Here is a 16,920-nt window from a genome sequence, read left to right as displayed (position 1 = left end):
AACCTCTTGCGTCAGGCCCGCGACGGTCGCGCGGCCCGCGTCGGGTGGGTGGGGTGCGCAGTGGCTGCGCACCCCGGCGGCGGATCACTCCGCGTAGAAATACGTCTGCGGCAGGGTCGGGCCCGGATCGGGGTACATCCATGACCCTGGCAGGGCGTCGGGCACATTGCGCAGCTTGGCGTTCACGACGCCGTAGACGCTGGGCCGGGTGGTGATGCCGATGATCTCGAACTCTTCCGCCGCGATGCGGTGGATCTCGCGGAAGATGTCCAGCGCCTTGTCCTGGTCGGCCTCGGCCTTGAAGTCATCATACAGCTCGAACCGCTTTTTCATGGACTCGCTGGGCTCTTGCCCGTCTGCGCCGCCCGACAGGTGCCAGCGCGCCCATGGGATTGCAAACCACGAGGCCTGCGGGTGGATCGCCAGCACGTCGCGCGGGCTCAGCGTCGGGTCCAGCCCGCCGGGCGCGCCCCAGACCATGAAGTCATGTTCGTTGGCTTCGCCGCGGTTGTAGTAGATCGACCGTTCCACGCTGCTGGAGTTCAGGCCGATGCCGATCTGTGACCACTGGTCCTTGATGATCTCAAGGCTGTCCCCCCAGTGCGGCACCTCGACGCCGGGATAGTTGACGTTGAAAATGATCGGATCTCCGGACGGGAACAGGCGGATGCCGTCGTCGTTGCGCTCGGCATAGCCTGCGGCATCCAGCAGTTTGTTGGCCCGGTCCGGGTCATAGTCGGTGTGCTGGCGGCCCAGTTTCTCGTTGTAGAGGATGTGCTGCGGCAGGGGGCCGATCTGCCAGGGTTCACCGACGCCCTGGTAGACGATGTCGATGATCTCTTCGCGGTCGATGCCCAGCGATAGCGCGATCCGCACGTCCTTGTTGGTCAGGAAGGCCCGCATCTCGGGGTCCTTGTGCGTGTGGTTGAAGTGGATTGCCATGTCATTGGAATCCGCTGCGGTGCGCTGGTACAGCTTGTACCCGCCCTTGTCCTGATTCTGGTACAGCACCGGTTGGTTGGCCAGCGTCGCGATCCGGCGGGCCTGCATGTCGACGTTGCCGGCGATCGCTTCCAGCAGGATGGCCTGAGCGTCCTGCGACACGCCCCATTGCAGCCGGTCGACGTAGGGCAGCTGATTGCCCTCGGTGTCGACCTGCCAGAAGTAGGGGTTGCGCTCCATGATGACTTGGGTGGACCCGGCGGTATAGCCGTCGCCGGTGACGACCCAGGGGTCCAGCGTCGGGCGTTCTGCATTGGCCCAGCGGTTCGGCGCCTCGACCTCACCACATTTCAGGCGGTAGAGGCTGGGCCAGTCCTCGACGGCCTCGGTCGCATCGACCATCTGCTGGACGTCGGCGTTGTATTTCGGGTGGAACTGCTGGCAGTAATGCTTGGCCCAGAGCACGGGTTCCTGCGCCAGCGGTGTGGCTAGCTCTGTCAGGAAGGTGCCGTAGGGCGCGGCGAATTTCAGGGTGACGGTGTAATCGTCGACCTTTTCCGCTGTCATGACCTCTCCGGCGACGACAAAACGGGCCGGGGCGTTGGGATAGAATTCCTTGTTCTGCAGCAGGTCTTCGACGAAGAACATGATGTCGTCGGCGGTAAAGGGTTCACCGTCCGACCATTTCATGCCCTCGCGGAGGTGAAAGGTGAATTCGGAACTGTCCTCGTTGACCTCCCAGCTTTCGGCGATGTTGGGCACAACGCCGGAGAAGTCGGGCTTCCACCGGGTCAGGCCTTGGGGCATCACGAAGCGCAGGATCGAGTTGTGGTCGTTCGAGCCGGACAGGAACCGGCGGATTTTGCCACCGTATGTGCCGATCTCGTTCAGCGGCGTGATCACCTCGGGCTGGTCGGGCAGGCGGGCGTCCACCTCGGGCAGGTCGCCTGCGGCGACCTTGTCGGCCAGCATCGGCGCGTCGGTATATGCAGCGGCGGCCAGCGGCATGAGCAAGGCGCCGATGGCCGCAGTGGCCAGCGATGCAATTCGCCAGTGTTGGGTCATGTCTCTCCTCCCTGAGCGCGTGAATCGCGCTTTTTCAGTGCCTCGACTCTGCATTGAGTTTACAACTTGTCAAACTAATTTTATATGTTGTAATGCGTCTGGGGGCGCTGTTGCTGGAGGGGAAGATGGCTGAGGCACAGGGGGCAAAGTCGACGCGCGGCGGGACGCGGCTTGAGGAAAGCGTTTATTCCGAACTGCTTGACGCAATCCGTAGCGGAACCTTTTCGCTGGGTCAGCGCCTGCCCAGCGAAAACGAGCTGGCGGGCGATTATGGTGTGTCGCGCCCGGTCGTGCGCACGGCGCTTGCCCGTTTGCGCGAGGATGGCCTGATCGTGTCAAAGCAGGGGGCCGGATCTTTCGTCAGCGTTGGTCCGCCCAAGGAAGGCGCAGGATATGAGCCGCTGGGCAGTATCGACGACATTGCCGCCTATTTCCGGTTTCGTCGCTTTGTCGAGACCGAGACGGCGGCGCTTGCGGCGGCGCGGGCCGGAGCGGCAGATGTCGCCGAACTGCGTGGCTATATCGCCGAGATGCAGGGATTGGCGGAGGCGGGTACGGCAACGGTCGAACCGGACCTTGCGTTTCACTTCAAGATTGCCAAGTTGTCTGACAACCGATTCCTGCTTGAGACCATAAAGATGCTACGCCCGCACATGCTGTTCATCGGCAAGTTCGTCCGCTCGCTGGGGCGGAGCGGATATGCAAAGGGCAAGCGCGACATGAGCAGTGAACACCAGGTCATCGTGGATGCGCTGGAGGCAGGGGATGCGGCAGCGGCCCGCGCCGCCATGGGCGCGCATATCGACGGCTCGGAAAACCGGGTCTTCAAGGGGGAGTAGATGGGGATTGAGATCACATGCGTAGCGCCGGTTGGCGCCGGGGTCGGCGAAGGCGCGGTCTGGGATGACCGGGCGCAGTGCCTCTGGTGGGTCGATATCCCGGGGGGCGTCATCTATCGCTATGACCCGGCCACGGGCAAGAACCATGCCATCGACTGGGGTGAGCCGGTGGGGTGCCTCGCGGTGCGGGAACAGGGCGGGTTGGTGCTGGCGACGAAGTCCGGATTCTGGTTCTTCGACCCGGAGACCGGCGCGCGCGAGGCGATTCACGATCCAGAAGCACATCTGCCAAACAACCGGTTCAACGATGGCGCGACCGATGCGCAGGGACGGTTCTGGGCGGGAACAATGAAAGACGGTGGCGACCCCGAGGCGCTGGGCACCTTCTACCGGCTCGATCCGGACGGGACGGTGACGGCCTGGCGCGACGGGATCTTTACGACCAACGGGCTGGCCTTTTCGCCCGATGGGCGACGGATGTATTTCTCGGACAGCAATCCGGGCGTGCGCACCATCTGGGCCTGCGACTACGACACCGCGACCGGCACACCAGGCGACCCGGAGGTGTTCTTCGACACGCGCTCTGTTCCGGGCCGACCGGATGGTGGCACCGTGGACGCCGAAGGCTGTTACTGGCAGGCCGGTGTCTCCGGCTGGCAACTTTATCGCCTTTCGCCAGAGGGCGACTTGCTGACGACCATCGACATGCCGGTGGAAAAGCCGACCAAGCCGATGTTCGGCGGCGCGGACCTGGCCACGCTTTTCGTCACTTCGATCGGTGCCGGGCTGGCCGACGACCCCGCGCAGCCCTTGGCCGGCGGCCTCTTTGCAATCACCGGTGTGGGCGTCACCGGGCTGCCGCAACCTCGTTTCCAGGGATGACCCGATGAAGATCACCGGATTGCGCAGTTTCATGTCCCGCGATGGCAACCGCCCGCGCGTGATCGTGGCCATCGACACGGACGAGGGGATCACCGGCTGGGGCGAGTGTTACAACCACGGCCCCGACCGCGCCCTGCCGCCGCTGCTGGAGTATCTCTATACCCAGATCAAGGGCGAAGACCCGCGCCGGATCGAGCGCCTGATCCTGAAGCTGTATCAGCACAGCCGCTTTCCCCCGGGCGCACTGGGCCTGGCGGCGATCTCGGCCATCGACCACGCGTTGTGGGACATATCGGCCAAGGCCGCCGGTTTGCCGGTCTACATGATGCTGGGCGGGCATGTGCGTGACCGTGTGCGCGTCTACCTTGGCGTCTATTCTGCGCCCGAGGCTGAGGAAATTCGCGACCATTGCGCGGCCATGCAGGAGGCGCACGGATTTACCGCCTTCAAGTTGTCGCCTTACCGTGCGGACATCCATGCAGAGCCTTGGGGCAAGGTGATCCGGGCCACGACGGACTGGGTGGCGGATCTAGGCACGCTTTGTCCCGATTTCGAGTTCGCCTTTGACGCACATGCGCGCATCTTCGAGCCCTGGCAGGCGGCAGAGCTGGGCAACGCGCTGGCACCTTTCCACCCGCTGTTCTACGAGGAGCCCATGCGGCCCGAGAATATCGAGGCCTGGGGCGCACTGAAATCGCAGCTGCGGGTGCCGTTGGCCACGGGTGAAAGCCTCTATTCCCGGTTCGAGTTTCTGCGCCTTTTGCAGGCTGGCGGAGCGGATATCATCCAGCCCGACATCTGCGCCGTGGGCGGCCTGTTGGAGATGCGCAAGATCGCCGCCATCGCCGAGGCATTCTATGTCCCTGTCGCGCCGCACAACCCGATGGGGCCGCTGGCGACGGCGGTGAACCTGCATTTCGCCGCCGCCTGTCCGAACTTCAAGATCCTCGAATACCGGCTGCCCGGTACATCGGCTTTCCTGGGGCGCGATCTTGCCCCGGTCGACGAGGCGGCGGGCTATGTTCAGGACCCCTACATGCCGGTGAACGGCTACCTGGAACTGCGTCCGCACCGGCCGGGCTGGGGTGTCGAGATCGACGAAGACTACCTGAAAACGGATCGCTATGTGCATTGGGAGCGCAAGCTGCCCATCCGCCCGGACGGGTCGACGGCCTATACCTAGGATGAACGGCGATCCCGAAACCCTGCGTGCCACGCTGCGCGATCTTCTGGCCTTGCCCGAGGCGCGCCCCGACCCCGTGGCCGAGGTGCAAGAGGCCGTGGGGAAGGATGCCGGATCAAGGGTCGAGCTGCGGCTGGACGAGAAACCCGCAACGCTCTGGCTGCCGGAGGGGGATGGACCCTTTCCCGCCGTTCTCTATTGCCACGCCCATGGTGGGCAATACGCTCTTGGCCGACGCGAAGTGGCCGAGGGCGCACCCTGGTTGGCGGCCCCCTACGGCCCCGATCTTCTTGGCGCCGGCTACGCTGTGCTGGCGATGGACATGCCCGGCTTTGGCGACCGCCAGTCCGAAGGCGGCGAAAGCGGGCTGGCCAAGGCGGGATTCTGGCGGGGCCAACCGCTGTTCGGCCAGATGGTCGGCGACCAACTGGCGGCCTTCGACTGGCTGGCCGGCCATGACCGGATCGACGGCAATCGCATCGCCACGCTAGGCATGTCGATGGGGGGCGCGCTGGCCATGTGGGTGGGCGCGCTAGAGTTCCGGGTGGCGGCGGTGGCGCAATTGTGCATGCTGGCCGGCATCGAGGGGTTGATCGAAACCGGCGTCCACGATCGTCACGGGCTTTACCTGATCGTACCGGGGCTGCTGCGCCACGCGGACATGGGGCAGGTCGCCAGCCTGATTGCGCCGCGTCCGCAATTCGTGGCTCACGGGGGCGTTGATCTCTTTACCGCGAATCCCGCCGGGGTGCAGGCGACGCTGGACCTGCGCCTTGCCTATGAAGCCACCGGGCAGACCGATCGGCTGGTGACCTGGATCGACCAGGCGACCGGCCACAAGGAAACCCCGGCCATTCACCAAGCGGTCCTGGATTTCCTGGACCGCACACTGACCAAGAGGACATCATGCTGAAGAAACTGCTGATCACCGGTGCCACCGGCAACCTGGGCGTCGTCTGCCGTGAGCGGCTGAAGCCCATCGCCGAAACCATCCGCCTGTCCGATCGGCCGGGTGCGGACATGGGGCAGGCCGCCCCGCACGAGGAACTGGTGCCCTGCGACCTGGGCGACAAGGCCGCGGTCGAGGCGCTGGTCGAGGGCTGCGACGGCATCGTCCACATGGGCGGCCAGTCGGTCGAAGCCAACTGGGACACCGTGCGCAACGCCAATATCGACGGGGTCTTTCACCTCTACGAAGGTGCGCGCAAATCCTCGGTCAAGCCGCGCATCATCTTTGCCAGTTCGAACCACGCCATCGGCTTCTACAAGCAGACGGAGCGGCTGGACGCCAACAGCACGCCCCGGCCCGATGGCCTTTATGGCGTGTCCAAGGTCTTTGGCGAGGCGATGGCCAGCATGTACCACGACAAGTACGGGATCGAGACCGCAAGCGTGCGGATCGGGTCGTGCTTTCCGGAGCCCAAGAACCACCGAATGTTGTCCACTTGGATGAGCTTTGATGATTTCATGCAGCTGATCGAACGCATCTTCATGGTGCCGCGTCTGGGCTGTCCCATCGTCTACGGCGCCTCGGCCAATGGCGCTTCGTGGTGGGACAACCGCGAGGTGACCTATCTGGGCTGGCAGCCCAAGGACAATGCGGAACAGTTCCGCGCCAAGCTCGACGCCGAGATGGACCCGCCGCCGGCCGATGACGCCAACGCGCTGTACCAAGGTGGCGCGTTCTGCGCCGACGGCATCCACGAAGACTGAGTCCACGAGGAACACCCCAGATGATCGACCCAATCGCCTTGCGCGACATTATCCGTTCCGGCCTGCTGTCCTTTCCGGTGACGCCATTTGATGCCGAGGACAGGTTCAATCCCGGTGCCTTTTCCGCCCATCTCGAATGGCTCAGCCCGCACAAGATTGCGGGGCTGATCGTGGCCGGGGGCACTGGCGAACTGTTTTCTCTGACCCCCGCCGAAGTGGTCGAGGTGGTCAAGACTGCGCGCGCCGCCCAACCCGGGCAGCCGGTGATCGCCGGTTGCGGCTATGGCACGCGCATGGCCTGCGAGATGGCGCAGGGCATCGAGGCGGCGGGCGGTGACGGTATCCTGCTGTTGCCGCACTACCTGATCGGCGCCCCGCAGGACGGGATCGAGGCGCATATCCGCAGTGTCTGCAACGCCACCAACATGGGCGTGATCGTCTACAACCGCGGCCAGTCTGTTGTCTCTGCCGATACGCTTGCGCGGCTGGCCGAGGAATGCCCGAACCTGATCGGCTTCAAGGATGGCACCGGCGACATCGACACGGTGCGGCGCATCACCATCGGGTTGGGGGATCGCCTGGCCTATGTCGGCGGGATGCCCACGCACGAGCTTTTTGCCCAAGCCTTCCGCGGTGCGGGTGTGGATACCTATTCCTCCGCCGTTTTCAACTTTGTCCCTGAAACCGCGCTGGAATTCCACGCGGCTTTCCAGGCCGGCGACGATGCCAAGTGCGAGCAAATGCTGAGCGACTTCTACTATCCCTTTGCCAAGGTCCGCGACCGCAAGACCGGCTACGCAGTGTCCGCCATCAAGGCGGGTGTGGCCCTGCGTGGGTTCGACACCGGTCCGGTGCGGTCGCCGCTGACCGACCTGACCGGAGAAGAGCGCGAGATGCTGAAAGCCGTGATCGGTGAGCGGCGGTAATTTCGGGCGCTTTTGCGTGAATTGAGATGGCGGCGGCAGAGAAATCTGTCGCCGTTTTCTATTTGTGGGGTTTCTGAATGGTGATGTGAGGCCGCATAATATTCGGGTCCCCAATTTCAGTATCCCGCTCCTCCGGAAATCGAAAGGATCCACGGGCCAGCCTGTTCGAAACATCAGGCCAGAGTCCGCTTCACCAGTTCACCGGGTTGGGACGGTGATTGATGTCGGGTTCTTCGCTCGCCTGAATTTTTGTCTTGAAAATCATGGAGATGCAGGCGGGAGTCGAACCCGCATGTTCCGGATTTGCAATCCGGCGCCATAACCATTTCAGCCACTGCATCCAATGGCGGTAGGCATTGGTCTCGAACCAAATTCTTGGGAAAGAACGCAACGATTAGCAGTCGTGCCCCGCACCTTGCGGGTTTACCTACCGAATGGAGGTCAGCAACAACTGCGATATGTCATTTGCGTGGTCATGCGGGATTGAATAGGCGGATATGGCACATGGGTCAAGGCATTTGTTCCGATATGCCGGTCCGGAAATCCGGACCGTGGGCGCCAAAGAAATGTGACGGTTTTGGCCCCTCATGTCGCGAACAGGCTCGCGGCCGTCGCGCGTTGGAGTCATGCGGCACGGATCCTTCCCACCGGGACATCTGCATGCTGTCACCCTATTCGCTCGACCGGCTGTTTTCCGACACCGAGTGCGACCAGATCATTCGCCTGACACAGGCGCAGGAGTTCAGCGATGCCGGGCTGGTGCGTGGGCGCCAGAACGATAGTATCCGCGTCGCGCGTATCACCTGGCTGGACGAAGAGGGCGAGGGCGCCTGGGTCTTTCGCCGTGTGATGGAGGCCGTGCGCGACGTGAACCGCGCGCATTTCGGCTTTGCCCTGACCGAATTCGCAGAGCGGGCTCAGGTGGCACTATACGCTTCGGAGGCGGGCGGGCACTTTGATTGGCATTCGGATATCGGTGCCGGGGCTTTCGCCCGGAAACGCAAGCTGACCCTTGTCGCGCAGCTGAGTGAAAGTGACGCCTACGAGGGCGGGCGGCTGGAGTTGAACGGCAACGGCCATGTGGAAACGGCAACTGTGGCACGCGGCAGCGCCATCCTGTTCCCCAGCTTTACCTTGCACCGGGTGACACCCGTCACGTCGGGCCAGCGGTATTCCCTGACGACCTGGGTCCACGGGCCGGAATTCACCTGACCCTTTGCCATTCGCCCGCCTGCCGTTACGCTGACCTAACGTAAGGCTTGGGGAGGTCAGGGGTATGGGGAAACCGGTCACATCCATCACCATCGTGGGGGGTGGAACAGCGGGCTGGCTGGCCGCCTGTTTCCTGCGGTCGAAATGCGCCGCCAAGATCAAGATCACCCTGATCGAGTCGCCCAACGTGCCCACCGTGGGCGTGGGGGAGGCGACGGTCCCGCACATGCCCGTCACGCTGCGCGAGATGGGCATCGACGACCAGGAGTTCATGCGCCGCTGCAACGCCTCGTTCAAGATGGGCGTGATGTTCAACAACTGGAATGTCGACCGAAAGGGCAGATTCATCCGCTACATGAACCCCTTTGCCAGCCCGCCCCGGATCGAGGGCGTCGAGGCCGGTCACTATTTTCAGGCCTACGGCGCCGGGAACCGGGACTACATCCGCTCCTTCTCGCCGCTCATGGATCTCTTTGATACCTGGAAATGCCCGTTTTCCCTGAACAAGCAGGGTGATGATCCGATGCCCCGGGCAGGCTATGCCTATCACCTTGACGCGGTGAAATTCGCGGGGCTCTTGGCCGAACGGGGCCGTGATCACGGTGTCCAGCACATCCTGGACGATGTCGACGATGTGGAACTGGACGAACGCGGGTTTGTCGCCGCCCTGGTCTTGCGGGAAACCGGCAGGCACCCGGTGCAACTGGTTCTCGATTGCACCGGCTTTCGCGGGCTGGTCATCCAGAAGGCGCTGGGCGAACCCTTTGTCAGCTACGCCGAGTATCTTGGAAACGACCGCGCGATGGCGCTGCAGGTGCCGCATCCCGATCCCGAAAGGATCCGCGCCGCCACGCAATCCACCGCGCTGGGGGCTGGGTGGAGCTGGGCCGTGCCGCTCTTTAACCGGATCGGTACGGGCTATGTCTTTTCCTCGGCCCATCGCAAGGACGACGAGGCGGCAGAGGAATTCCTGGCCCATCTGGGCGACATGGCGCCGCCGGGAGCGGAGCCGCGCGTGATCCCGATGCGGGTGGGGAGGTCGCGCCGGGCCTGGGTCAAGAACTGCATCGCTCTGGGCCTGTCGGGAGGGTTCATCGAACCGCTGGAATCCACCGCGATCCACATGATCGACATGGGCCTGCGCTGGCTGTTGCAGTACTTTCCCAGCCAGGACTACGAGGACGCCACGCGGGACGCCTACAACCGGGTGTCTGACGGTATGTTCAACGAGGTGCGGGATTTCATCTGCCTGCACTACCGCCTGAACAACCGCACCGACGATCCCTATTGGATGGACTCGCGCGCCCAACTCAAGATCTCCGACCGGCTGGAACACCTGCTGGACCTGTGGAAGCACCAGCTGCCCACGCCGCTGGACGTGCCATCGGCGCATCTGTTCACCTACAACGTCTTTACCGCCGTGCTGCTGGGCAAACAGGTCTACGACAATGGCTATGGCGACGGTCAGCTGAACCGGTCTTTTGCACTGCCCGAAAAACCGTGGAAGGCATTTCTGCGCCAGTCCGCAGCGCGCAATCGGGCGGTTCTGGAACACAAGGCTGACCACCGCCGGATTCTCCTGGCACTGCGGGGCGAGTTGCGCGCGGGTCTTCGGACCAGCACGCGCCTTGGCGAGGTCGATGAGGCCGGGGCGGCGGAATCGGCGCTGTTCTGAGCCGGAGCAGGAGAAGGGTCAGACGACCTCGATCACGCCCTTGTCGATGGCCAGCATATAGCCCCGGCGGGCAATATTCTTGACCAGCAACTCGCTGACCATCTGGTTGCCCAGCCCGTCGCGCAGCCGCTTGATCCGTGTTGCGCCTGCGGCCTCGTCGCAATCCGCCTCGGCCTTGCCAGAGATCACCGCCTCGATCTGGCTGCCGGTCAGCATCTCGTCGTCCAGCCGCGCCTCGGCCAGGACGGCCAGGGTTTCCATCATGGCATCGGTCAGCTTGAACCCCATCGTGTTCAGGTAGACGGTGTTTTCCTCGCGCGAGATGATGAGACTGGATACCTCGATGCCCGAGCGTTCGATCTGGGCCATGCGCCGATTGAGCGAGACCAGCATGACCAGAAAGACTAGCGCGGCGACCAGCAGTGCGGCGGAAAAGACCAGCAGCACGAAGATCGCCACGCGGTAGCTGGCCAGCGTGTCGGAAAAGGCGGTGCCGGACTGGGCCAGGATCTCCAGCAGTTTGACCTCGGCCTGGCTGGCGAGGTTGTCGTTTTCCAGGAAGATCCGTTCGACACGCGCGTTGAAGGCATTGCCGTCCGGCAGGGTCAGCAGCAGGACCGCCCCGGCCAGACCGAGGATGGTCACGATGGCGACAATGCCCAGCGTGACGATGCGGCTGCCCGAGCGGCGGCTTTCGCTAGCGGTAATAGTGTTGCTTTGCAAATTCGAGTTCCGATGCGGTGGGGGGCGAATTGGTGACCTTGACGATGCCCAGAACGACCCATCCGCCAGATGAAATGCGTGACCGGACGGCGCGCTCCGGCGACGACGGGCAAGAGCCCGAGCTGCGCACGATGCCGTAGTGCAGGCCATATTGGGGCGTGTCGCGCTTGGCCTTGTAATGGATGTAGCAATCCGCCGCCGCGGCGCCGGGCAAGGCCAGAGCGACAACGACGAGAGCAGCGGAAATCAGGCGGGCAAGGGTCGGGGACATGAGGATACGCCGGGTTCGGGACATGTCCCCAAGTTGCGCTTGCCCGTCGAGAAATTCAATAACGCGAAGGGTCTGGCCGGGCTGTTATCCGATATCAAACGCCGGATATTGAGCCGCCGGACGGTGGGGAGGACGCTGGGGTCGGGAGTCGCTGACTTGACGTGGCTCCGCCCCTTACCCGTGAGAGGAGAACACCTCATGTCTGCACGTCTCGTCACATCCATCGTCGCTGCCGGTGCGCTGGCCTTGTCCCTGGCCGCTGCCTCGCCGGCACAGGCGCGCAACAACGACGACCTCAAGAAATTTCTCGGCGCTGCCATAGGTCTCTACATTCTTGGCCAGGCGATCGACAACCACCATCGTGGCCGGGTCGTGATCCAGCGTCAGCACAACGGGCACTGGAAGCACCGCAATCACCACGGCGGCAAATGGAAGAAACGGCACCACAATGGCGGCAACTGGAAACGCAAGGGGGGCCATCACAACGGTTGCCGCAACGGTTGGACCCGCCACGGCCAACGCTGCTGGTAACGCCTGCGGCCCCCAAGGATCGAGCAGTCCCCTGAACGGGGGAGGGAGGGGTCTCTGCGGAGGCCCCTCTTTCATGGGGTGATCAGGGCAGGACGATTTCGACCGGCGGGTCCAGCCTGACCTCTTCGAGATTGGCAGTCTCCCCGATCCGGTCGACCACGGCAAAGAGGCCGGGTGCGGACAGGGGCGTCAGCACACCGTGCCATGTGCCGCGATGCAAGTTCACCCCCTGCCCGGGGCCGGCGAGGAATGCGTGGATCGCGCCGGGGCTGTCGCCCGGTTCGGCCACGATGACCAGCCAGGGGTTGCGGTGCATCGGCAGAAAGGCCTGGCTGCCCTCCGGGTGGCGTTCAACAAGGTCCAGCAGGTAGGGCAGGGCGCGCGGTTCGGCATCGAACAGGCTGATGCCGGCGCGCCCGCCGGGGCCGAAATCCAGTTGCGCGAGGTCATGGTGGCGCCCGCACTTGCCGGCATTGATCAGTTTGTCCGGTGGTCCCATGACCTCCAGCACTTCGCCGAAGGGGGCGAAGGCGCTTTGGGTCAGCGGTTTGGCGACGATCTGCGGCATGTCTTTGCCTTTCGGTGGAGGGGGCGCCGCCCCCGCCCTGCGGGCCCCCCGGGAGTATTTTCAGAAAGAAGAAGCAGGGGCGTCAGAGCAGGGCGTCGAGGCGCAGGCGCGCGATCCGTTCGACCTGCCGGCAGGCCTCGGCGAGCTCGGTCTTGCCGTCATTGCCAAGACGCCGTTCGAAGGCGTCGAGGATGCCCTGCTTGTCGTGGTCGCGCACGGCAATGATGAAGGGAAACCCGTGTTTTTCGGTGTAGGCGGCGTTGAGTTCGGCAAAGCGGGCGCGTTCTTCGTCTGTCAGGGCGTCAAGGCCCGCGCTGGCCTGTTCGGCGGTGCTCTCGGTCGTCAGGCGGCGCGCGGCGGCGAGTTTCCCCGCCAGGTCGGGGTGGGCGCGCAGCACCTCCAGCCGTTCCGTTTCGGTGGCGCGGCGAAAGGCACGGGCCAGGGCATTGGCCAGCCCGGCGGGGCGGTCGTGGGCGGGGCCCAGTTCCAGCTCCCAGGCGCGTTCCGCCACCCAGGGGCTGTGTTCGTAGATGCCGCCGAAACGGGTCACGAAGGTGTCTTTGTCCATCTGCGAGGGGCGCTCGGCCGTGATCGGCGGGTGCGTTGCGGCCCAGTGTTCGGCGATCTGCAGGCGGGTCGGGGTCCAGACGCCCTCATGTGCGGCGATATGGTCGAGAAAGCGTTTCAGCCCGGCGATCTTGCCCGGGCGCCCGATGAGGCGGCAGTGCAGGCCGACGCTCATCATCGCGGGTTTCCCGGCCTTTCCCTCGGCGTAAAGCGTGTCGAAGGCATCGCAGAGATATTGGCCGAAATCCTGCCCCGTCACCCAACCCGGCGCGCCGGCAAAGCGCATGTCATTTGCTTCGAGCGTGTAGGGGATGACCAGTTGCGCGCGCCCGTCGATGTCTTTCCAATAGGGCAGATCGTCGTCGTATGTGTCCGAGATATAGGCGAATTGCCCGGTCTCGGCAGTCAGCGCGACCGTGTTCATGGAACAGCGCCCGGTGTACCAGCCGCGCGGTGGTTCGCCGACGACCTCGGTGTGCAGGGCGATGGCCTCGGCGATCTGGGCGCGCTCCTCGTCTTCGGGCATGTCGCGGTGCTCGATCCACTTCAGCCCGTGGCTGGCGATCTCCCAGCCCGCCTCCTTCATCGCCTCGACCTGTTCGGGCGAGCGGGCCAGCGCCGTGGCGACGCCGTAGATCGTCAACGGGATGCCTGCACTGGTGAAAAGGTCGTGCAGGCGCCAGAACCCGGCGCGGGCGCCGTATTCATAGATCGATTCCATGTTCCAGTGGCGCATCCCCGGCCAGGGCGCCGCGCCCGGGATGTCCGACAGGAACCCTTCGGAGCCGGTGTCGCCGTGCAGCAGGCAGTTTTCACCGCCTTCCTCGTAGTTCAGGACGAATTGTACCGCGATCCGCGCGCCGCCGGGCCATTGTGGGTCGGGGCGGTGGGGGCCGTGGCCGATCATGTCGCGGGGGTAGCGGTTCATCTCTGCCTCTTGGTCTGCATCTGTCGTTCAGGCACTGCGGGCGGCGTCGATTGTCAAGTCCGGGAGCCGCCACGGGTGGTGGACAGGCCCCGCGCCAGTGACTATCTAGGCGCATCATGGCCAAGAAACCCGACAGCAACCCGAACTACAAGGTGATCGCCGAAAACCGGCGCGCCCGTTTTGACTACGCGATCGAGGATGACCTCGAATGCGGCATCGTGCTGAGCGGGTCAGAGGTCAAGTCCCTGCGCGAGAACACTTCCAACATCGCCGAAAGCTATGCGGCGGTGGAGGATGGCGAGCTTTGGCTGGTGAACAGCTACATCGCCCCCTACGAGCGTGCCATGTTCGGGCACGAGGAGCGGCGGCGGCGCAAGTTGCTGTGCTCCAAGCGCGAGCTGGCCCGGCTGTGGAACGAGACCCAGCGCAAGGGCATGACGCTGGTCCCCTTGGTGCTGTATTTCAACCACAAGGGTATCGCCAAGATCAAGATCGGCGTCGCCAAGGGCAAGAAGAACGTCGACAAGCGCGAAACCGAGGCCAAGCGCGACTGGAACCGCCAGAAACAGCGCCTGTTGAAGGAACGCGGCTGAACCTGCGTCTCGGGGCGGCAATTCAGTCCCGGATGGCAGATCGCGGCGCGACGCGCTTGCAAGCCGTGGCCCTCTTGCCTAAGCACACGGTAATGACCGCTGTGGGGGACCCATGTTCGCCGACGATCCCAAAACGCTCGTTTCGACCGAGTGGCTGGCTAAACACCTGAACGATCCCGACCTGCGGATCCTGGATGCCAGCTGGTACTTGCCCGACATGGGCCGCGATGCCCGTGCCGAATACGAGGCCGGGCACATTCCCGGTGCACGCTTTTTCGATATCGACGAGATTTCGGACGCGCGCTCGGACCTGCCGCACATGGCGCCGCCGCCGGAAAAGTTCATGTCGCGGATGCGCGCAATGGGTGTGGGCGACGGCCACCAGGTCGTGGTCTACGATGGCGCCGGGATCTTTTCGGCCGCCCGGGTCTGGTGGCTGTTCAAGCTGATGGGCAAGGATGACATTGCCGTGCTGGACGGTGGTTTTGCCAAGTGGCAGGCCGAGGGCCGCGAGGTCGAGGACATGGACCCGATCGTGCGTGACCGGCACATGACCGTGCGCCGCCAGAACCACCTGGTGCGCGACGTGACCCAGGTGTCCGCCGCTGCCAAGTTGAAGAATACCGAGGTGATCGACGCCCGGTCGCCGTCGCGCTTTGCGGGCGAAGAGCCCGAACCGCGCGAGGGGCTGCGCGCGGGCCATATCCCGGGCTCGAAGAACGTTCCTTACCGCAGCCTCCTGACCGAAGACGGCACGATGAAGGACGGCGATGCCCTGCGCGAGGTATTCGAAGCGGCGGGTGTGGACCTGTCCAAGCCGGCGATCACCACCTGCGGGTCGGGCGTGACCGCCGCGATCCTGAGCCTTGCGATGGAACGCATCGGCAAGAGTGACCATTCGCTATACGACGGGTCCTGGGCGGAATGGGGCGCCTTCCCGACGCTGCCCGTCGCCACGGGCCCCGCGGAATAACCGGAGACAGAGATGTTCGAGACGATCAAGGAACAACCCGCCGACAAGATCCTGATGCTGATGCAGGCCTTCCGCGAGGACCCGCGCGAGGACAAGATCGACCTTGGCGTCGGCGTCTACAAGGACGCCGCCGGCACCACGCCGATCATGCGCGCGATCAAGGCGGCGGAAAAGCAGCTTTGGGAAGACGAACAGACCAAGGCCTATACTGGCCTTGCGGGAGATCCGGGGTTTGCCGACGTCATGGTGGCGCTGGTATTGGGCAACGCGGTGGCGCGCGAGAACGTGGCCGCGGCGGCGACGCCCGGCGGCACGGGCGCTGTGCGCCAGGCCTTTGACATGGCGCGCATGGCCAATCCGAACGTCCGCGTCTTTGTCAGCGATCCGACCTGGCCCAACCACCTGTCGATCCTCAAGCACATGGGAATCGAGACGATTTCCTACCGCTATTTCGACAATGAGACCGGCGGCGTGAATTTCGACGGCATGATGGCCGACCTGGCGCAGGCGGGCAAAGGCGACATCGTGCTGGTGCACGGCTGCTGCCACAATCCCACCGGTGCCAACCTGAACCCGACCCAGTGGCAGGCGCTGATCGACCTACTGAACAAGACCGGCGCCACGCCGATGGTCGACCTGGCCTACCAGGGCTTTGGTGACGGGCTGGACGCCGATGCGCAAGCGGTGCGCATGGTGGCCTCGTCGGTGCCGGAATGCCTGATCGCGGCCTCGTGCTCCAAGAACTTCGGTATCTACCGCGAGCGGACCGGCCTGTTGATGGCCGTGGCGCAGGACGGCGGGGCGAAGAAGCTGAACCAGGGTACGCTGAACTATCTCAACCGGCAGAACTTTTCCTTTCCGCCGGATCATGGCGCGCGGCTGGTGACCTATGTGCTGAGCGACGATGCGCTGAAGGCCGAGTGGCAGGCGGAACTGGAAGAGATGCGCACCGGCATGCTTTCCTTGCGCGAACAGCTGGCGGGCGAATTGCAGCGCCTGTCGGGATCCGACCGCTTCGGCTTTCTGGCCCAGCACCGCGGCATGTTCTCACGCCTGGGCGCGACGCCCGAGCAGGTCGAGACCCTGCGCCGCGATCACGGCGTCTACATGGTGGGCGATTCGCGCATGAACATCGCCGGTCTGAACGCGAAGACCGTGCCGCTGTTGGCCGAGGCCATCGTGAAATCCGGCGTCTGATCCAAAGGGGCGGGCCCTGCGGGGCCCGCGCTTCATGTCTCGTCGTCCGCCTCCGGCGCCCTCCTCGGGGTGCCTCCGGCGGGAGTATTTTTGCAGAGAAGAAACTTTGCAGAGAAGAAACAATGGGTCCGG

The 16,920-nt window shown here is 64.2% G+C and carries 17 protein-coding genes and 1 tRNA gene; 12 read left to right on the top strand and 6 right to left on the bottom strand.

Annotation, left to right across the window (positions count from 1 at the left end):
• Positions 1-84: 84 nt before the first annotated feature.
• A complete protein-coding gene (locus tag ACQY5B_RS20170; protein WP_420327755.1) occupies positions 85-2,007 on the bottom strand; it encodes an ABC transporter substrate-binding protein in 1,923 nt (640 codons plus the stop codon).
• 125 nt (positions 2,008-2,132) lie between these two features.
• Here ACQY5B_RS20170 and ACQY5B_RS20165 point away from each other — a divergent pair, with 125 nt between their 5' ends.
• From ACQY5B_RS20165 to ACQY5B_RS20140, 6 genes are read left to right on the top strand one after another with little or no spacing between them, the layout of a single operon-like run.
• Complete coding sequence (locus ACQY5B_RS20165; RefSeq protein WP_420327756.1) at positions 2,133-2,846, top strand: FadR/GntR family transcriptional regulator; 714 nt, start codon at positions 2,133-2,135, stop codon at positions 2,844-2,846.
• A complete protein-coding gene (locus ACQY5B_RS20160) occupies positions 2,847-3,728 on the top strand; it encodes an SMP-30/gluconolactonase/LRE family protein (protein ID WP_420327757.1) in 882 nt (293 codons plus the stop codon). It abuts the gene before it with no gap.
• 4 nt (positions 3,729-3,732) lie between these two features.
• Complete coding sequence (locus ACQY5B_RS20155) at positions 3,733-4,911, top strand: mandelate racemase/muconate lactonizing enzyme family protein (protein WP_420327758.1); 1,179 nt, start codon at positions 3,733-3,735, stop codon at positions 4,909-4,911.
• 1 nt (position 4,912) lies between these two features.
• Complete coding sequence (locus tag ACQY5B_RS20150) at positions 4,913-5,824, top strand: alpha/beta hydrolase family protein (protein WP_420327759.1); 912 nt, start codon at positions 4,913-4,915, stop codon at positions 5,822-5,824.
• Entirely contained in the window at positions 5,818-6,624 is an 807-nt protein-coding gene (locus tag ACQY5B_RS20145; protein WP_420327760.1) for an NAD-dependent epimerase/dehydratase family protein, read from the top strand. The genes ACQY5B_RS20150 and ACQY5B_RS20145 overlap by 7 nt, the downstream gene beginning before the upstream one ends.
• Before the next feature lie 23 nt (positions 6,625-6,647).
• Positions 6,648-7,550, top strand: coding sequence for a 5-dehydro-4-deoxyglucarate dehydratase (locus tag ACQY5B_RS20140; protein WP_420328602.1), 903 nt, complete (start codon positions 6,648-6,650; stop codon positions 7,548-7,550).
• A gap of 264 nt (positions 7,551-7,814) precedes the next feature.
• Here ACQY5B_RS20140 and ACQY5B_RS20135 read toward each other — a convergent pair.
• Positions 7,815-7,891 (bottom strand) — tRNA-Cys (locus tag ACQY5B_RS20135).
• A 319-nt stretch (positions 7,892-8,210) separates the two neighbouring features.
• Between ACQY5B_RS20135 and ACQY5B_RS20130 the strand changes: the two genes are divergently transcribed.
• Entirely contained in the window at positions 8,211-8,762 is a 552-nt protein-coding gene (locus ACQY5B_RS20130) for a prolyl hydroxylase family protein (protein ID WP_420327761.1), read from the top strand.
• Positions 8,763-8,826: 64 nt separating this feature from the next.
• Complete coding sequence (locus tag ACQY5B_RS20125) at positions 8,827-10,437, top strand: tryptophan halogenase family protein (RefSeq protein ID WP_420327762.1); 1,611 nt, start codon at positions 8,827-8,829, stop codon at positions 10,435-10,437.
• Between the two features lie 18 nt (positions 10,438-10,455).
• Here the strand turns inward: ACQY5B_RS20125 and ACQY5B_RS20120 are convergent, their stop codons facing one another.
• Both ACQY5B_RS20120 and ACQY5B_RS20115 read right to left on the bottom strand, forming a co-directional pair.
• Positions 10,456-11,160: a winged helix-turn-helix domain-containing protein gene (locus tag ACQY5B_RS20120; RefSeq protein WP_420327763.1), complete on the bottom strand. Its 705-nt coding sequence runs from the start codon at positions 11,158-11,160 to the stop codon at positions 10,456-10,458.
• Entirely contained in the window at positions 11,135-11,455 is a 321-nt protein-coding gene (locus ACQY5B_RS20115) for a hypothetical protein (protein WP_420327764.1), read from the bottom strand. Before ACQY5B_RS20115 ends, ACQY5B_RS20120 begins: the two co-directional genes overlap by 26 nt.
• Before the next feature lie 174 nt (positions 11,456-11,629).
• Between ACQY5B_RS20115 and ACQY5B_RS20110 the strand changes: the two genes are divergently transcribed.
• A complete protein-coding gene (locus tag ACQY5B_RS20110) occupies positions 11,630-11,962 on the top strand; it encodes a hypothetical protein (protein WP_305969331.1) in 333 nt (110 codons plus the stop codon).
• An 82-nt stretch (positions 11,963-12,044) separates the two neighbouring features.
• Here ACQY5B_RS20110 and ACQY5B_RS20105 read toward each other — a convergent pair whose 3' ends face one another.
• Positions 12,045-12,530 (bottom strand): ureidoglycolate lyase, encoded by a 486-nt coding sequence (locus tag ACQY5B_RS20105; RefSeq protein WP_420327765.1) that lies wholly within the window; start codon positions 12,528-12,530, stop codon positions 12,045-12,047.
• Between the two features lie 82 nt (positions 12,531-12,612).
• Positions 12,613-14,025 carry an allantoinase PuuE gene (gene puuE, locus ACQY5B_RS20100; RefSeq protein WP_420327766.1) on the bottom strand — a complete coding sequence of 471 codons (1,413 nt, stop codon included), beginning with the start codon at positions 14,023-14,025 and terminating at the stop codon, positions 12,613-12,615.
• A gap of 116 nt (positions 14,026-14,141) precedes the next feature.
• Between puuE and smpB the strand changes: the two genes are divergently transcribed.
• The 3 genes from smpB to ACQY5B_RS20085 all read left to right on the top strand — a co-directional run bounded on the left by smpB (position 14,142) and on the right by ACQY5B_RS20085 (position 16,788).
• Positions 14,142-14,618: an SsrA-binding protein SmpB gene (smpB, locus tag ACQY5B_RS20095; protein ID WP_420327767.1), complete on the top strand. Its 477-nt coding sequence runs from the start codon at positions 14,142-14,144 to the stop codon at positions 14,616-14,618.
• Positions 14,619-14,730: 112 nt separating this feature from the next.
• Positions 14,731-15,591, top strand: coding sequence for a 3-mercaptopyruvate sulfurtransferase (sseA, locus tag ACQY5B_RS20090; RefSeq protein ID WP_420327768.1), 861 nt, complete (start codon positions 14,731-14,733; stop codon positions 15,589-15,591).
• 12 nt (positions 15,592-15,603) lie between these two features.
• The gene (locus ACQY5B_RS20085; protein ID WP_420327769.1) at positions 15,604-16,788 is read left to right on the top strand and encodes an amino acid aminotransferase; all 1,185 of its coding nucleotides are present in this window, start codon (positions 15,604-15,606) and stop codon (positions 16,786-16,788) included.
• Positions 16,789-16,920: the final 132 nt, after the last annotated feature.

Source organism: Antarctobacter sp., from assembly GCF_965277915.1.
Taxonomy (GTDB): Bacteria; Pseudomonadota; Alphaproteobacteria; order Rhodobacterales; family Rhodobacteraceae; genus Antarctobacter.
The sequence above is the reverse complement of the archived record's forward strand: the minus strand, read 5'-3'. Positions and strand labels throughout refer to the sequence as shown.

Excerpts from the sequence above, each read along its gene's own strand:
- ACQY5B_RS20170 (WP_420327755.1), bottom strand. The coding sequence starts at position 2,007 with ATGACCCAACACTGGCGAATTGCATCGCTGGCCACTGCGGCCATCGGC.
- ACQY5B_RS20165 (WP_420327756.1), top strand. The coding sequence starts at position 2,133 with ATGGCTGAGGCACAGGGGGCAAAGTCGACGCGCGGCGGGACGCGGCTT.
- ACQY5B_RS20160 (WP_420327757.1), top strand. The coding sequence starts at position 2,847 with ATGGGGATTGAGATCACATGCGTAGCGCCGGTTGGCGCCGGGGTCGGC.
- ACQY5B_RS20155 (WP_420327758.1), top strand. The coding sequence starts at position 3,733 with ATGAAGATCACCGGATTGCGCAGTTTCATGTCCCGCGATGGCAACCGC.
- ACQY5B_RS20150 (WP_420327759.1), top strand. The coding sequence starts at position 4,913 with ATGAACGGCGATCCCGAAACCCTGCGTGCCACGCTGCGCGATCTTCTG.
- ACQY5B_RS20145 (WP_420327760.1), top strand. The coding sequence starts at position 5,818 with ATGCTGAAGAAACTGCTGATCACCGGTGCCACCGGCAACCTGGGCGTC.
- ACQY5B_RS20130 (WP_420327761.1), top strand. The coding sequence starts at position 8,211 with ATGCTGTCACCCTATTCGCTCGACCGGCTGTTTTCCGACACCGAGTGC.
- ACQY5B_RS20125 (WP_420327762.1), top strand. The coding sequence starts at position 8,827 with ATGGGGAAACCGGTCACATCCATCACCATCGTGGGGGGTGGAACAGCG.
- ACQY5B_RS20115 (WP_420327764.1), bottom strand. The coding sequence starts at position 11,455 with ATGTCCCGAACCCGGCGTATCCTCATGTCCCCGACCCTTGCCCGCCTG.
- ACQY5B_RS20110 (WP_305969331.1), top strand. The coding sequence starts at position 11,630 with ATGTCTGCACGTCTCGTCACATCCATCGTCGCTGCCGGTGCGCTGGCC.
- ACQY5B_RS20105 (WP_420327765.1), bottom strand. The coding sequence starts at position 12,530 with ATGCCGCAGATCGTCGCCAAACCGCTGACCCAAAGCGCCTTCGCCCCC.
- puuE (WP_420327766.1), bottom strand. The coding sequence starts at position 14,025 with ATGAACCGCTACCCCCGCGACATGATCGGCCACGGCCCCCACCGCCCC.
- smpB (WP_420327767.1), top strand. The coding sequence starts at position 14,142 with ATGGCCAAGAAACCCGACAGCAACCCGAACTACAAGGTGATCGCCGAA.
- sseA (WP_420327768.1), top strand. The coding sequence starts at position 14,731 with ATGTTCGCCGACGATCCCAAAACGCTCGTTTCGACCGAGTGGCTGGCT.
- ACQY5B_RS20085 (WP_420327769.1), top strand. The coding sequence starts at position 15,604 with ATGTTCGAGACGATCAAGGAACAACCCGCCGACAAGATCCTGATGCTG.